Origin of the sequence: Bradyrhizobium hipponense (assembly GCF_008123965.1) — a bacterium.
Taxonomy (GTDB): Bacteria; Pseudomonadota; Alphaproteobacteria; order Rhizobiales; family Xanthobacteraceae; genus Bradyrhizobium; species Bradyrhizobium hipponense.
In genome coordinates this window covers 1-1,546 of record NZ_VSTH01000273.1, presented here as the reverse complement: position 1 = coordinate 1,546, position 1,546 = coordinate 1, and the positions used below count along the sequence as shown (strand labels likewise).

The window sequence follows — 1,546 nt, the reverse complement described above, 5'->3', positions numbered from 1 at the left end:
CGCTAAGGTCTGATCTGGTCGGCTAGAAGATCTCGCGGAATGGTTTGTCGCGAGGTCACAATGTCGAAGGATAGTCGTAAGGATAGCGATAAGGATAGGCATACGCCTATCCTCGAACACGGCGCCGACACGCTGCGGCGTGTCGAAATCATCACCGGGACGGGCCGGCGCCGGCGCTGGTCGACCGATGCGAAGGCGGCGATTGTCGCGGAGAGTTTCGCGCCGGGTGCAAGCGTGTCCGCGGTGGCACGAGGACACGACATCAGCCCAAGCCTGTTGTTTCTGTGGCGTCGTCAGACCACGCGGGTGAAGCTCGCGGAGCGCCGGGACGGAGATGTGCCACCTGGCTTTGTGCCGGTCGCGATCACTGGCTGCGGCGGCGAATTGTCGTCGCGCGAAGAGCAGGCAGCAATTGAGATCCAAGTCGGCGCGGTTCGCATCCGTGTCAGGGGGACGGTCGACCGGCGGGCGCTGTGCGAGGTGCTTGCGGCGGTCGGGACGGTTGGCCGATGATCGGGCTCCGACCGGGGTTGTCGATCTGGATTGCGACGCAGCCGGTCGATTTCCGCCGCGGCATGGACTCGCTGGCGATGCTGGTGAGCGAGGCCTTTGGTGCCGATCCGTTCGACGTCGGACTTTATGTCTTCCGCTCCAAGCGCCGAGATCGCGTGAAGATCCTGACCTGGGATGGAAGCGGCCTTGTGCTTTACTACAAAAGAATCGAGGGGCGGTTCACCTGGCCGCCGATCAAGGAAGGCGTCATGCCGCTATCTCATGCTCAGCTCTCGGTGCTGCTCGATGGCTCGGACTGGAAGCGTGTGCCGATGCGAATTGTGGATCAGCCAGTACGAGCTGGTTGATCTTTATCAAGATTCGTTCGTCACTCATGCGGAGTTGTTGTAGAATCGCTCTGCATGAGTGATTTGCCTTCCGATCCATTGCTCCGTCAAACCGTGATAGCGCTATCCTCACGGCTTGCGGCGTTGTCGGCGGAATGCAGCTCGCTTTCGGCCGAGCGTGATGTAGCGATCGCCCAACGCGACGCTGCGATCCAGGAGAACGACAAGCTCCTGATGATCCTGTCCCAGTACAAGCGCACGATCTTCGGTCCCCGCTCCGAGACACTGGATGCCGGACAGCTGCCTCTCTTCACCATCACGGCGCCGGCGGCTGGTGCCGCGGCCAACGACGACGTAACCGGAGGCAGGCTGCCTGACGGAACGGAGGGGCGTGGAAAGCGACCGGCGCGACGCAACCGGGGGAAGCTTCCGGAGCATTTGCCGCGCATCGATGTCGTGATCGATATCGAGAGCCACATCTGCCCCTGCTGCGGCGAGCGGCTTCACAAGATCGGGGAGACCGTCAAGGAAGCCTTCGACGTCATTCCGATGCAGTACCGGGTCAAGCGCATTGTGCGTCCACGGTACGGCTGCCGGGGATGCCGCCAGGGTGTGCTGCAGGCACCCGCGCCGGCCCAGGCGATCGACGGTGGAATGGTGACGGAAGCCTTGCTGGCCCACATCGCAGTGATGAAATACGGCTACCA

General features: G+C 62.4%; 3 protein-coding genes. All 3 read left to right on the top strand.

All coding sequences use genetic code 11. The annotated features are described in order from the left end of the window. Nucleotides 1–60 precede the first annotated feature (60 nt). On the top strand, nt 61–513 hold the full coding sequence (gene tnpA / locus FXV83_RS41760; protein ID WP_148745815.1) for an IS66-like element accessory protein TnpA: 453 nt from the start codon (nt 61–63) through the stop codon (nt 511–513). Further along, the gene (gene tnpB / locus FXV83_RS41755; protein WP_148745814.1) at nt 510–860 is read left to right on the top strand and encodes an IS66 family insertion sequence element accessory protein TnpB; all 351 of its coding nucleotides are present in this window, start codon (nt 510–512) and stop codon (nt 858–860) included. Before tnpA ends, tnpB begins: the two co-directional genes overlap by 4 nt. Nucleotides 861–914: 54 nt before the next feature. Continuing rightward, on the top strand, nt 915–1,546 hold a 632-nt coding region (locus FXV83_RS41750), incomplete at its 3' end, for an IS66 family transposase zinc-finger binding domain-containing protein (RefSeq protein WP_235940624.1).